Source organism: Longimicrobium sp. (assembly GCF_036554565.1).
Classification (GTDB): Bacteria; Gemmatimonadota; Gemmatimonadetes; order Longimicrobiales; family Longimicrobiaceae; genus Longimicrobium.
The window spans coordinates 1-12,952 of record NZ_DATBNB010000437.1; the positions used below are offsets into that span (position 1 = coordinate 1).

9 protein-coding genes are annotated in these 12,952 nt (G+C 70.9%); 5 read left to right on the top strand and 4 right to left on the bottom strand.

Annotation, left to right across the window (positions count from 1 at the left end; translation table 11 throughout):
• From VIB55_RS11960 to kaiC, 3 genes are all read right to left on the bottom strand, one after another.
• A partial coding sequence (locus tag VIB55_RS11960; protein WP_331876877.1) for a PAS domain-containing sensor histidine kinase occupies positions 1–2,914 on the bottom strand: 2,914 nt, incomplete at its 3' end.
• On the bottom strand, positions 2,911–3,189 hold the full coding sequence (locus tag VIB55_RS11965; RefSeq protein ID WP_331876878.1) for a circadian clock KaiB family protein: 279 nt from the start codon (positions 3,187–3,189) through the stop codon (positions 2,911–2,913). The genes VIB55_RS11960 and VIB55_RS11965, both read right to left, overlap by 4 nt.
• Entirely contained in the window at positions 3,186–4,913 is a 1,728-nt protein-coding gene (gene kaiC, locus VIB55_RS11970) for a circadian clock protein KaiC (protein ID WP_331876879.1), read from the bottom strand. Before kaiC ends, VIB55_RS11965 begins: the two co-directional genes overlap by 4 nt.
• Before the next feature lie 375 nt (positions 4,914–5,288).
• Between kaiC and VIB55_RS11975 the strand changes: the two genes are divergently transcribed.
• Positions 5,289–5,951: a hypothetical protein gene (locus VIB55_RS11975; RefSeq protein WP_331876880.1), complete on the top strand. Its 663-nt coding sequence runs from the start codon at positions 5,289–5,291 to the stop codon at positions 5,949–5,951.
• A 27-nt stretch (positions 5,952–5,978) separates the two neighbouring features.
• Here the strand turns inward: VIB55_RS11975 and VIB55_RS11980 are convergent, their stop codons facing one another.
• Positions 5,979–6,191: a DUF3343 domain-containing protein gene (locus VIB55_RS11980; RefSeq protein ID WP_331876881.1), complete on the bottom strand. Its 213-nt coding sequence runs from the start codon at positions 6,189–6,191 to the stop codon at positions 5,979–5,981.
• 367 nt (positions 6,192–6,558) lie between these two features.
• Between VIB55_RS11980 and VIB55_RS11985 the strand changes: the two genes are divergently transcribed.
• The 4 genes from VIB55_RS11985 (at position 6,559) to VIB55_RS12000 (ending at position 12,939) form a co-directional block, all read left to right on the top strand.
• Positions 6,559–9,684 (top strand): TonB-dependent receptor, encoded by a 3,126-nt coding sequence (locus tag VIB55_RS11985; RefSeq protein ID WP_331876882.1) that lies wholly within the window; start codon positions 6,559–6,561, stop codon positions 9,682–9,684.
• Positions 9,685–9,697: 13 nt separating this feature from the next.
• A complete protein-coding gene (locus tag VIB55_RS11990; RefSeq protein WP_331876883.1) occupies positions 9,698–11,080 on the top strand; it encodes a RagB/SusD family nutrient uptake outer membrane protein in 1,383 nt (460 codons plus the stop codon).
• Between the two features lie 126 nt (positions 11,081–11,206).
• Complete coding sequence (gene folK / locus VIB55_RS11995) at positions 11,207–11,749, top strand: 2-amino-4-hydroxy-6-hydroxymethyldihydropteridine diphosphokinase (RefSeq protein ID WP_331876884.1); 543 nt, start codon at positions 11,207–11,209, stop codon at positions 11,747–11,749.
• Between the two features lie 41 nt (positions 11,750–11,790).
• Positions 11,791–12,939 carry a carboxylate-amine ligase gene (locus VIB55_RS12000; protein WP_331876885.1) on the top strand — a complete coding sequence of 383 codons (1,149 nt, stop codon included), beginning with the start codon at positions 11,791–11,793 and terminating at the stop codon, positions 12,937–12,939.
• Positions 12,940–12,952: the final 13 nt, after the last annotated feature.

A 12,952-nucleotide genomic window follows, 5' to 3' on the forward strand; every position in this document is an offset into this window, starting at 1 on the left:
GGTACACCCGGAACTCGGTGCCCTTGCCGGGTTCGCTGTCCACGAACACGTGCCCGTCGCTCTGCCTGGCGATGCCGTACACCGTGCTCAATCCCAGCCCCGTGCCCTTGCCGGGCTCCTTGGTGGTGAAAAACGGCTCGAACACGCGCCGCCGCACCTCTTCCGGCATTCCCGTTCCCGAATCGCGCACCGCCAGCACGGCGTAGCGCCCCGGGGCCAGGCCGGCGTCGGGACCCTCGTCGCCGGTCCGCACCAGTACCTCGCGCGTTTCCACCATGATCCGCCCGCCGCCGGCGGGAATGGCGTCGCGGGCGTTCACCACCAAGTTCATCAGCACCTGCTCCAATTGCCCGGGATCGGCCTCGGCCTGCGCCGCCGCGGCGCCGGCCGTAAAGCACAGCTCCACGTCTTCGCCGATCAGCCGGGTGAGCATGGGGAGCAGGCCGCTCACCAGGCTGGCCAGGTTCACGGGCTGGGGCTTCAGGATCTGCCTGCGGCTGAAGGCCAGCAGCTGCCGCGTGAGGCTGGCCGCGCGCTCGGCCGCCTCGCCGATCACGCGCCGGAGCAGCCCCTCGGCGTGCCGCACCGCGCGCGCGAGGTCGAGCGGCTCGAGCCGCACCGGCTGCTTACGGCTGAACGTGAGCAGCTGCCGCACGAGGGCGCGCGCGCGCTCGGCGGCCTGCGCCACCTCGTCCACGTCCTGCCACACCGGGTGGCTCTCGGGGAGCTCGCGGGGCAGGTCGCCGCGCAGGAACTCGAGGTTGCCGGTGATGACGGTGAGCAGGTTGTTGAAGTCGTGGGCCACCCCGCCGGCCAGCTGACCCACGGCGTCCATCTTCTGCGACTGGCGAAGCTGCTCCTCGAGCTCCCGCCGATCGGTGATGTCGAACGACACCCCCACGACCCCCACCAGCTCGCCCGTGGGCCCGCAGATGGGCGTATCCGTCACCTGGGCCATGAAGGCGGTGCCGTCCCTGCGCCGCACGGGGAACTGCCCCGACCAGCTTTCGCCCCGCGACAGCGCCTCCATGATGCGCGCGGCTTCCTCCATCATCTCTTCCGACGGGGTCACCTCCACCACGGACCGGCCCATCACCTCGTGTCGCTTCCACCCGTAGAGCTCTTCGGCGAAGCGGTTCCAGTAGGTGATGTTCCCCTGCAGGTCGGTGGCGATCACCGCCTGCTCCACCGTGTCCAGGAGCAGGGCCTGGTGGTGGAGGGCGGCGTCGGCCGCGTCGCGCTGGCTGACGTCGAGCATGGAGCCGATCATCCGCTCCGGCCGGCCGTCTTCGCCTCGCAGCAGGTGGGCGCGGTCGTACACGCGGGCGTACGAGCCGTCGGCGCGGCGGAAGCGGTAGTCCTCGGCCCAGAAGAGCCCCCGCCCGGCCAGGAAGGCGTCCATGCTGGCCCGCACGCGGGGAGTGTCGTCGGGGTGCACCTGCTCGTACCACCAGGCCGCGGTCCGGGGGATGGTGGCCCGGTCGTGCCCCAGGGTGCCCAGCGCGGCGTTCCAGTCCACGGTGCCGGCCCGCAGCTCCCAGTCGTAGATGATGTCGTTGGTGGCCAGATTCACCAGCCGGAAGCGTTCGTCGCTGGCCCGCAGCGCGTCGAGGGCGGCGCGCTGCTCGGTGACGTCGGCGATCACCACCACCCCCGCGATCACCGCGCCCTGCGCGTCCATCACCGGCGAGGCGCTCAGCCGGGCGGTGCCGCGCGTGCCGTCGGCCCGGGGCACGTGGTACTCGTCGGGGCCGGCGGGCACGCCGGTGCGCAGCGCCCGGGAAAGGGGCCACTCCTCGGACTGCACCCGGCTCCCGTCGAGGTGGTAGCCCACCCACTCGCCGTACTCGCCGATGGAGGCCGAGGGCTGGTAGCCGTGGCCGAAGATCTGGTCCACCTGCTCGTTGCCCATCAGCAGCCGCCCGGAGGGGGCCTCGGCGATCACCACGCCCACGGGAAGCTGGCGGAGCACGGCCTCGAGGAGCGCGCGCTTGGTCGCCAGCCGCTCCACCAGGTCCGCCGTTTCGCGCTCCCGCGCCTTGCGCTCGCTGATGTCGCGGAAGTACACCGACACTCCGCCGTCCTCGGCCGGGTACGCGTGCACCTCGCGCCAGGTGTTCAGCGGCGCGTAGAACTCCTCGAACATGCTCGGCACGCGCTCGGCGGCCACGCGGCGGTACTCCGTCTCGAACCGGGTGCCGACCGAGGACGGAAAGGCCTCCCACAGCGACCGGCCCAGCAGCTCCGCCCGGTCGCGCTGCATCAGCGCTTCGGCGCGCGAGTTCAGGTAGGTGAACCGCCAGCCGGCGTCCAGAGAGAAGAACGCGTCGGTCACGCTTTCCAGGATGCCGCTGATGCGCTTGTGCGCCGCCGCCAATTCCCGGGTGAAGGCGTGGACGGAGGTGGTGTCGCGCAGCACCGCCAGGACGGAGGCGAGCTCGCCGTCCGTTCCCATCTCGGGGTTCAGGCGGGCGTGGAGCACGCGCTCGGAGGCGCCCTCGCCGAAGACGAACTCGGCCTCGCGCGGCTGGCCCGTCGACACCACCTCCTCGATCGCCGCCTGCAGCGCGTCCGTTCCCGCCTCGCCTCCCGTGAGCACGTACAGGGGCGTGCCGCGCAGCGTGTCCAGCGACTCGCCCCGCATCCGCAGCGCCGCGGGGTTGGCGTACATCACCCGCAGCCCCGGGCTCACGCGCAGGATGAGGTCGGGGGAGTTCTCGGCCAGGGCGCGGAACTCCTGCTCCTGCCGCACCAGCGCCTCCTGGGCGCCGCGCAGCAGCCAGCTCACCTGGCTGGCCGGGTCTACCAGGGTGTCTACCTGGCCGCCGGTGGCGTCGTCGATTTCCTGGAGAAGGGCACCGAGCCGCGAAATGAGCTCGGGCAGGCGCTGCTGCGGCGGGACGGGGGCAATCATCGGCTGAGGGCGGCAAGCACGGCCGCGGTATCGGAAAGGTTGCCCAGCACCAGCGCCCGGCGGGGAGCCAGGCACACCAGCGCGGGGGTGACCAGGATGCCGTCCTCGCGGGCACGGCCGGGGGTCTGCGACAGGTCCACGATCTCCACTTCACACTCGCCCAGCGCCTCGCGCACCCGCTGCAGGTTGCGGACGGCGGCGGCGGAGTTGGGCGCGTTCCCCGCCACGTACAGGCGCAGCTGCGTGCCGGCGTCCGGCGGCGGCCCGCCGGTCATGGCGCGGCCCCGGCGTGAGCGGGGGCGGCGTCGGCGTCGCCGCGCCGAAGGAGGCCGATGGTGTCCATGGCCTGCCGGCGGGCGCGGGCCTGGGCTTCGGCCTCGGCCGCGAGCGCCTGGCGCTCCGTTTCCAACCCGTCCAGCTCGCGGACCAGCTGCTCCATGCGGGCGCGCACGGCTGCGGCGGACGCTTCCATCTCGGCCCGGCGGCGGCGGGTCTCGCGCTCGGCGGCTTCGGCCTCCCGGCGCAGCTCCTCTTCCTTTTCCCACCGCGCCGTTCCCATCAGCACCTCGCCGCCCGCGCTGTACACGTCGGACAGGGTGATGCCCTCGCCGCTCAGCACCAGCTCGCGCACCTGGTTGCTGTGCGCCATGCCGCGCGACTTGATGACGGTGAGCGAGCGGTTGCGCTCGCCGCCGCGGATGCGGTAGGCCAGGTGAAGCCAGGTGTCGGCGATGGTCGACACGTCGAGCGACGAGGTTTCCGTCACCGGGTCGTTGCCGCTCTGCAGGCTGGTGCACAACGCGGTGGTTCCCCGCGACTTGGCGAAGTCCAGCAGCCGCAGGCTGGCATCCACCGCCGCCACCTCGCCTCCCGCCTTGGCCAGCGCCGACAGCGGGTCCACGATCACCACGGTGGCCCCGCTCTTCTCGATCCGGCGCTTGATGTCGATCAGGTGCTCCTCGACGCTCCGTGCTTCCGAGCGCAGCGACCACAGGTCCAGCCGCCCTTCATCAACCCAGCGCCCCAGGTCCAGCCCCACCGACGAAAGGTTGCGGACGATCTGGTCGGCCGGCTCGTCGAAGGACAGGAACATCACCCGCTCGCCCCCGCGGCAGCAGCGGTCGGCGAAGGTGCCTGCCAGCGTGGTCTTGGCGGTGCCGGGAACTCCGGTGATCAGCACGCTGGATCCGCGGAAGTAGCCGTCGCCCAGCATGGCGTCGAGCCGCGGCACGCCGGTGGAAAGCTTCTCCCGCGAGACGGGGTACCGCAGCTCGGCCCGGCCGTAGGTGGCCACCTCGATTCCCGACGAGGTGATGGTCAGCGGGTATTCGTTTTCCGAGAACCGCGAGCCGCGGTACTTGACCACGCGAACGCTGCGCACGCTCACCCGCTCGCGCATGTCGTGCGTGAGCATCACCACGGCGTCGGCCATGAAGGGAAGGAACTGGTACTCGGGGTCGGCCAGCAGGGTGGGGCCCTCGGCCTTGACGGTGAGCAGGGCGGTGAAGTCGCGCCGGGCCAGCCACTCGTACAGCCGGTACACCTCGCGCCGCCGCACCACGGGCCCGTCCAGCAGCGACAGCAGCACGTCGATGCCGTCGAAGACGATGCGCGTGGCCCCCAGCGCCTCCGCCCGCTCCCCCACCTGGGCCAGGACCCCTTCCAGGTCGAAGTCGCCCGCCACCGTCACCGTGGGCGAAACGTACGCGTCCAGGAAGAAGAGCCGGTCGCGTTCCAGCGCGGGAAGGTCCCAGCCGAACGAGTGGGCGTTCTCCATGATGCGCCGCGTGTCTTCCTCGAACGCCACGAAGATGCCGGGCTCGTGGTGCCCGGTGGCCCCGCACACCAGGGTCTGCAGGGCGAACACCGTCTTTCCCGCCCCCGCCGAGCCCAGCACCACCGTAATGCGCGACCGGGGGAGCCCGCCGCCCGTCATCTCGTCGAAACCCTGGATGCCGGTGGAAGCCTTGGAGGCGAGGGGTGTGGATGGTGCCGTCATGGAGAACCGTCGGTCGGGAGCAAGGCCGCGGGCCGGGCCGGGGAATGCCGGCACGCCGGTGGAGCCATCGAAAGAAAGGATTGCGCGGGGGCGGCGGAGTGGATCGGCGTGCTGGCGGGAAGCACGGGCCAATTCTACGCGTGGGGAAGACCATAATAACGGCATAGATCCCAATGCGCCAGATATGGTGGAAGGCGAGGACGCGCTCGAGGGGCGACCTTCGCCATCGCCGGTTTGCGCGAGGAGGGGGATTCCGGGTCTCCGCGACCGGCGCCGCGGTGCGGCAGGCGCGAACGGAAGGGGCCGGCACTGCCGCGCCGGCCCCTTTCTCGACAGATTCATTCACGATGGAAACCTGCTCCCGCCACCGCCCCCGTGTCCATGACATCGTTCGGCCCGGATCCCCTCCTCGTGCCGGACGACTTCGTCTGGCAGGCGGAAACCGTGCACCTCCTGGTGCTCGCCCCCGACGCCACGGTGGTGCGGTGGAACGAGGCCGCCCGCCACGCCCACGCGCCGCTGGCCGAAGGCGCGCCCATGGCACGGCTGCTGACGGCGAACAGCGCGGCGCTGCTCCTGGCCACGATGGAGGCGGCGCGAGCGGGCCCCGTGGAAGGCGTGCTGCTTACCTTTTCGGATGGGGAGCGGTACGCGTTCACCCTTTCGTGCCGTGTCCGCTGGGAGGGGGAAGTGTGCCTGCTCTTCGGCGAGCCGCTGACGGAGCGCGACTCGCGGGTCACCCGCGAACTGATGGAGCTGTCCAGCGAGCTCGCGCGCAGCACCCGGGAGCGGGCGAAGGTGGCCGCCGAGCTGAACTCGGCGCTGCAGGCGCTGCGGGAGTCGCACTGGCACGTGAAGAAGATCCAGGAGTTCCTGCCCATCTGCGCCCAGTGCCAGAAGGTGCCGGCGGGGGAGGAAAGCCGGGGCGAGTGGCGGCACCTGGTGTCGTTCCTGGCCGACAACGGACTGCTGATGACCCATGGCTACTGCCCGGAATGCGAAGAACGGGTGATGGCGGAGATCGACGCCTCGGGATAGCGGACCGCGGAGAAGCCCCGCACGCACTCACGCACCCGCCCCGGCCCACCGCCCGAACGGCACCCCCTCGCCGTCCAGCAGCGCCGCCATCCGCTCCTCGTCCCCGGGGAGCGTTTCCAGCGCCAGGTTGCACCGCGCCCGCGCGGCCGGCGGCGCGGGAACCACCTCGGCGGGCACGCCGTGGTCGCGGGCCACCTCTTCGGCCCACAGCGCGTGGTGCGTGGTTTCGAACGTAAACACCTGCCGGCCCTCCCGTTGCCGTTCGTGTGCGGAACCAGAATCGTGCTGCTTGCGCCAACCGCTGTTCCCGGTTACACTTCCCGCACCTTATCAGTACCCGGAAACCCACTCACGTCCAGCCGCGGAGGCACAGCCTCCGGTTCGCCGGCCCGCTTCCCGGGGCGCCGCGTGGGTTCATCGTCCCGGTGCGTCACGTTCGCGGGGCGCCGCGCGTCATGTATGATGCCCCATCATGCGAACGCCGGACCGGGAAGGAGGGGGTTGGCCGCGCCGGAGACGCGCGGCAACGGGTACCAGCTGCGGGCAGGTGTTGTTCCGGCATCGTCGGTCTACCTGTGGGCCGGCGCGAAACCAGGAGAGTGACAGGATGACAAGACTTCGTGTGCTCCTTGCGGTGGCCCTCGCCCTGGCGCTTGCGCCCGTGGCGGCCGTCGCGCAGGCGGGAACCGTCCGTGGACGGGTGGTCGAGCAGGGCTCGAACAACCCGCTGCAGGGCGTGTCGGTGAGCGTCGTGGGCGGAGGCCCGACGGCGGTCACCAATCAGGAGGGCCGCTTCGCCCTTTCCAACGTGCCGGCCGGCGCGCGCACCCTTCGCGCGGCCCGCATCGGCTATGGGGCGCAGACGCGCTCCGTCACGGTGGGCGCCGAGCCCGTCGAGGTGAACTTCGCGCTGGGCACCGACGTGCTGGGCCTCGACGAGATCGTGGTCATCGGCTACGGCCAGGTGGAGCGCCGCCGCGCGGGCGGCGGCGCCATTTCGTCCATCCGCCCGACGGCGGTAACGGAAAGCGCCCCCACCCCCACGGTGGAGAACGTGCTGCAGGGCCGCGTGGCCGGCGTGCAGGTGGTGCAGAACTCGGGCGTGCCCGGCTCGGCCATCTCCGTCCGCGTGCGCGGCGCCTCGTCGATCTCGGCCGGCAACGAGCCGCTGTACGTGATCGACGGCGTGCCCCTCATCCAGGGCAACTTCTCGACCATCCAGGGCGCCATCGGGCAGACGCAGGGCATCGACGCCCTGTCGGACCTGAACCCCAACGAGATCGAGTCCATCGAGGTGCTGAAGGACGCGTCGGCGGCGGCCATCTACGGCTCGCGCGCGTCCAACGGCGTGGTGCTCATCACCACCAAGCGCGGCCGCGCGGGCGAGCGTCCCGACATCCGCGTGCAGACCTACGTGGGCAGCCAGCAGGCCTGGCGCCACGCCGACTTCCTGAACGCCGAAGACTACATCGAGGTGTACAACGAGGGCTGGGCCAACGACGGCTACCTCGAAGCCTTCGAGATCCCGCTGTTCGCGCCCAACGGCCAGGACGGCGCGATCAACTACGATCCCGATGTCAGCACCGACTGGATCGACGAGATCCTGACGACCGCCCCCATGAGCAACGTGTTCGCCAGCATCGCCGGCGGCACCGAGCGGGCCCGGTACTACGTCAGCGGCACCCGGTTCCTGCAGGACGGCATCGTGTCGGGCTACGGCTTCGAGCGCATGAACGGCCGCCTGAACCTTGACTACACCGCCAGCAGCCGGCTTACGCTGGGCACGGGCGTGGCGCTGACCCGCGGCGTGATCGAGCGCTCGCGCGGCGACAACACCATCTACGGCCCCTTCGCCAACGCCATCGCCAGCGCGCCGGTCGACCCGGTTCGCGACGAGGACGGCGACTACAACCTGAACACGCTGGCGTACGTCAACCCGGTGGCGCTCAACGAGCTGAACCGGGCCGAAGAGCGCACCTTCCACGTGCTGGGCAACATCTTCGCCGACTACCGCCTGTTCGAGGGCGTCACCGCCCGCGTGAACCTGGGCCTGGACCAGTACAGCCTGCGGGGCTTCCTGTACGACTCGCCCACCGTTCCGCCCGGCTCGGGAAGCAACGGCTACGGCCAGGTGGGCAACTCGTTCGCCACCAAGGTGCTGGCCGAGGGCACCCTGAGCTGGCAGCGCGACCTGGGCGACATCCACAACCTGTCGGGCGTGGTGGGCTCCGCGTACGAGGACAACGACAGCGAGTACAACTCGGTGTTCGGCACGCAGTTCCCGTCGGGGCTCAAGCAGCTGGCCTCGGCCGCCACGGTCACCGGCGGCAGCTCGTCGCTTTCCGAGTACAACCTGCTCTCGTTCTTCGGGCGCGTGCAGCACAGCTTCCGCGACCGCCTGACCACCACGTTCAACGTGCGCGCCGACGGCTCGTCGCGCTTCGGCGAGAACAACCAGTGGGGGGTGTTCCCGTCGGCGGCCGTGCAGTACCGGCTGACGGAGGAGCCGTTCCTCCGCGACAACCGGCTCATCAGCGACCTGGCCTTCCGCGCGAGCTACGGCCGCACGGGCAACCAGGAGGGGCTGGGCGACTTCGCGCCGCAGGCGCTGTTCACCGGCGGCCAGAACTACAACGACCGGCCCGGCATCGCCCCGCTGCAGCTGGCCAACCCCGACCTGAGCTGGGAAAAGACCGACCAGCTGAACATCGGCGCCGACCTGGGCTTCTTCGACGACCGCCTGGGCCTGAGCCTCGACTGGTACCAGAAGAACACGTCGGACCTGCTGCTGAACCGGCCCATCCCGCTTTCGACCGGGTTCGGCCTGATCACCGAGAACATCGGCGAGATGCGCAACACCGGCGTGGAGCTGGCGCTTCGTGCCCAGCCGATCCGCGCGGCGAGCCGGGGCGGCCTGGAGTGGAGCACCGAGTTCAACGTTTCGCACAACGAGAACGTCGTCACCAAGCTCTACAACAAGCAGGGGATCAGCGGCAGCTTCGTCGCCCGCGTGGAAGAGGACGAGGAGCTGGGCTTCTTCCGCGGCTACGTGATGGACGGGATCTTCCAGGAAGACGACGAGATCTGCTACGATGCGACCGGCGCCACCTGCCCCGAGGGCTTCGGCTACCAGTCGGACTTCACGGTGCCCGGTGACGTGCGGTTCCGCGACCTGAACGGCGACGGGCTGATCACCTCCGAGGACCGCGAGAAGATCGGCAGCCCCTGGCCGGACTACACGGGCGGCTGGACGAACAACCTGTCGTTCGGCGGGTTCGACCTGACGGTGTTCACGCAGTTCTCGCAGGGCAACGACATCTACAACGGGAACCGCGAGTACACCGACGCGTTCGGTACCTTCATCGACAACAACTCGGGCCGCGCGCGCAACCGCTGGACCCCGGAGAACCCGAGCACCACCGAGGCCCGGGCCACCTACGACGACAGCAACAACAACGTGCGCTCCAGCAGCCGCTTCGTCGAGGACGGCAGCTACGTGCGCATCAAGAACGCGGTGCTGGGCTACAACCTCCCGGCCCGGTTCTCCACTCGCGTGGGCGTGTCGAGCATGCGCCTGTACGTGCAGGGCCAGAACCTGAAGACCTGGACCGACTACAGCGGGTTCGACCCGGAGGTGAACTTCAACGGCGCCGCCAGCATCACCCGCGGGATCGACTTCTACACGCTTCCGCAGGCGCGCACGATCACCCTTGGGCTCAACCTGGGCTTTTAACCGGAGAATGCGAATGAAGCTCAGAATTCTTGGCGTCCTCGCGCTGGCGGCCCTCGCGGGCGCGTGCGACGAGCCGCTCGACCCGACTCCGCAGCAGGCGATCCCCTCCGAGGAGGCGCTCGACACGCCGGACGAGGTGCGCGTGGCGGTGAACGCCATGTACGACGCGCTGCAGGACTGCGACGGGGGCTACTGCCGCGACCTGGTGATCTTCCCCGACATGTACGCGGGAGACCTGGCGTTCACCGGCACGTACGCCAGCGACCGCGAGGTCGGGCGCGCCACCCTCACGTCGGCCAACACCGCGCTCCCGGGGATCTGGGGCACGGCGTACCGCGGGATCAACCGCGCCAACAACGTGCTGGCCTCGCTTCCCGCGCTGCAGGACGAGTTCGACGACGAGAGCGAGTACGACCAGCTGAAGGGCGAGGCGCACTTCATCCGCGCGCTGAACTACTTCAACCTGGTGAACTTCTTCGGCGGCGTGCCCCTGGTCACGCAGCCGATCAGCCAGGTGCCGGCCGACGTGGGCCAGACCCGCAACAGCGCGGCCGAGGTGTTCGCGTTCGTGGAGTCGGAGCTGGCCGCGGCCCGTGCCGGGCTGCCGGAGCTGGGCTCCGACGCCCAGGGCCGCGCCAGCTACGAGGCGGCCACCGCGCTGCTGGCCCGGGTGCACCTGTACCAGCGGGAGTGGCAGCAGGCCTACAACCTGGCCGACGAGGTGATCGACAGCGGCCACTTCTCGCTGGAGCCGCAGTACGAGAACGTGTTCGAGAAGGAGCAGACCGACGAAGCGATCATGGAGGTCCCGTTCACCGTAACGGACCCGGGCTCGCTCGCCTTCTGGTTCTTCCCGGGCTCGCTGGGCGGACGCCGCGGCTTCGCTCCCAGCGCCTCGTCCATCGGGGGTGTCACGGGCTTCCGCAACTCGTTCGAATCGGGCGACCGGCGGCGCGCCGTGGCCGTGCGCTTCACCGGCGGCGGCACGGCGTACGGCTACAAGTACACCGACATCGCCAGCACCGCGGACGACGTTCCGATCCTTCGGCTGGCCGAGATGTACCTGATCCGTTCCGAGGCGGCGGCCCGCCTGGGCGGCCGGCTTCCCGAGGCCATCGCCGACCTGAACGTGATCCGCAACCGCGCCGGGCTGGCCAACCTGCCGGCGTCGGTCGACACGCAGGTCGAGGTGCTGGCGGCCAATCTGGACGAGCGTCGGCACGAGCTCTTCTACGAGGGGCACCGCTTCTTCGACCTGAAGCGCTTCGCCGACGCGGTTCCGGCGGCGCAGGCGGTGCTGACGGCGCGCGGGATCACGGGCAACCGCCTGCTGTTCCCGGTGCCGCAGCGCGAGATCGACGCCAACCCGAAGCTGACGCAGAACCCCGGCTACTGAAGCCGGCGGGTTTTGCCGACGGGCAGGCAAGGTGAACAGGCGGCGCTCCTCCTTCGGGAGGGGCGCCGTTTTCCTGCAGGTACCGTCCAGGCAACCTCGCCGGGCGAACCACACCACCGCATCCGCATGGGCGATCCACCTGACGGCGAAGTGATCCTGGGGCTGGGGGCCAACCTGGGCGACCCCCTCGCGCAGCTCGCGCGCGCGGTGTCGGCGCTGGACGGCGTGGTGCGAATCGGCCGCGTGTCGTCCGTCTATCGCACGGAGCCGGTGGGCTACCGCGACCAGCCGGACTTCTACAACCTCGTCCTGATGGGTACGGCCCGCGGCGATCCCGAGGCGGTGCTGCGCGCGCTGCTGGAGGTGGAGCGCGTGCTGGGGCGGGTGCGCACCTTCGCGGACGCCCCCCGCACCATCGACATTGACCTGCTGGCGTTCGGAACGCGGGTGATGGAGGTGCCGGGGCTCACGCTGCCGCACCCGCGCATGCACCAGCGCGGCTTCGTGCTTCATCCGCTGGCCGAGATCGCCCCGGAGTGGCGGCATCCCGTACTGGGCCAGACGGCGCGGGAGTTGCTTTCCGCGGGGGCGGCGCGGGAGCGGGTGGAGCGTGTGGGCCCGCTGGATCCGCCACCGGGGGCGCTTGCCCCCGGGCGCCCGTCCGGCTAAGCTCTTCGCGGCGCCGGGCGCGTCCCTTTTCGCGACGCAGGATGTCCCGCAGCCACGACTTCACCATCGGTGTGGAGGAAGAGTACCAGCTGGTGGACGCGGCCACGGGCGCCCTGCGCAGCCGTGCGCGCTACGTGATCTCGGGCGACTGGGCGGGCGAGCTGAAGCCCGAGATGCAGGAACACACCATCGAGGTGGGCACCGGCGTGTGGCGGGGTTCGCACGGGGTTCGCGGCGACCTGGCCCGGCTGCGGTTCATGGCGGCCGTGGCGGCGGAGGCCGAGGGCATGCGCATCGTGGCCGCGGGCGCCCACCCGTTCAGCCCGGCGGGGGGGCACCCCTTCAGCGACGGCCCCGTGTACCAGGAACTGCGCGAGAAGTACCGCGCACTGGCTGACGAGCAGGCGATCTTCGGGATGCACGTGCACGTGGGCGTGCCTTCGGGGACGGATCGTGCACGGCTGTGCAACGTGGTGCGGCTTCACCTTCCGGTGCTGCTGGCGCTCACCGCGTCGTCGCCGTTCTGGGACGGGCGTGACACGGGGCACGCCTCGTACCGCTCGGTGGTGTGGCGCCGCTGGCCCCGCTCGGGGGCGCCGCCGCGCTTCGCCGGCATGGCCGAGTACGACGCGCTGGTGCGCTGGATGGTGGAGTCGGGGAGCATCGACGGGCCGGGGCGGCTGTACTGGGAGCTGCGGCCGCACCACGGGTACCCGACCGTCGAGGTGCGGGTGACGGACTGCACCCCTCGACTGGACGACGCCATTACCGCCGCGGCCCTGGCGCGCGCCATCGTGGCCGGCGCGGCCGAGGGGCTGCTGCCCGACACGCCGCTGCCGGAGTCGTTCGTTCAGCCGCTGCTCAGCGAGAACGGCTGGCGCGCCAGCCGCCACGGAACGAGCGCGGAGATGGCGGACCTGGAAAGCGCCGAGCCGCGGACGATCACGGCCGGGGAGTGGGCGGAGCGGCTGGCGGAGCGGCTGGAAGGGGTGGCCGCGGCGCTGGGCGACGCCGCCGAGCTGGCGCGGCTGCCGGAGCTGCTGCGCCGGGGGTGCGCGGCCGAGGCCATCCGCGCGCGGGCGGAGCAGGTGGGGAACGGGGCGGCGCTGGCACTCTGGCTGGCGGACGAAACGGTGGCAGGCGCGGGCATGGACCGCCGGCTGCGGCCAAGACTCGAGGAAACGGTATGAGCACGCCCCACAG

Excerpts from the sequence above, each read along its gene's own strand:
- VIB55_RS11985 (WP_331876882.1), top strand. The coding sequence starts at position 6,559 with ATGACAAGACTTCGTGTGCTCCTTGCGGTGGCCCTCGCCCTGGCGCTT.
- folK (WP_331876884.1), top strand. The coding sequence starts at position 11,207 with ATGGGCGATCCACCTGACGGCGAAGTGATCCTGGGGCTGGGGGCCAAC.
- VIB55_RS11965 (WP_331876878.1), bottom strand. The coding sequence starts at position 3,189 with ATGACCGGCGGGCCGCCGCCGGACGCCGGCACGCAGCTGCGCCTGTAC.
- VIB55_RS11990 (WP_331876883.1), top strand. The coding sequence starts at position 9,698 with ATGAAGCTCAGAATTCTTGGCGTCCTCGCGCTGGCGGCCCTCGCGGGC.
- VIB55_RS12000 (WP_331876885.1), top strand. The coding sequence starts at position 11,791 with ATGTCCCGCAGCCACGACTTCACCATCGGTGTGGAGGAAGAGTACCAG.
- kaiC (WP_331876879.1), bottom strand. The coding sequence starts at position 4,913 with ATGACGGCACCATCCACACCCCTCGCCTCCAAGGCTTCCACCGGCATC.